Source organism: Shewanella sp. T24-MNA-CIBAN-0130 (genome assembly GCF_040310185.1).
Lineage (GTDB): Bacteria > Pseudomonadota > Gammaproteobacteria > Enterobacterales > Shewanellaceae > Shewanella > Shewanella psychromarinicola.
Genome location: NZ_JBEOPP010000409.1, coordinates 1 through 257 on the forward strand (window position 1 = coordinate 1; position 257 = coordinate 257).

Below are 257 nucleotides of genomic sequence, written 5' to 3' on the forward strand. Positions count from 1 at the left end.
CCCCAGAAACGGTGCGATTACGATTGTCTGTCATCGTTTCAACCATGACCGCAGTACCACCTGGACCATAGCCTTCATAAATAATGGTTTCTAGTTGCTGACCATCTATCTCACCGGCACCGCGTTTTATGGCGCGTTCAACGGTATCACGGGTCATATTATTGGATAAGGCTTTATCAACTGCAGCGCGTAATCTGGGGTTAGCATCAACATCTGAACCGCCTTCGCGAGCTGCTACAGTAAGCTCTCGAATAAAT

At 47.9% G+C, this 257-nt stretch carries 1 protein-coding gene; it reads right to left on the minus strand.

Features of this window, described 5'->3' with window-relative positions; all coding sequences use genetic code 11:
• A partial coding sequence (locus AAEZ02_RS22910; protein ID WP_351125423.1) for a YebC/PmpR family DNA-binding transcriptional regulator occupies positions 1 to 257 on the minus strand: 257 nt, incomplete at both ends.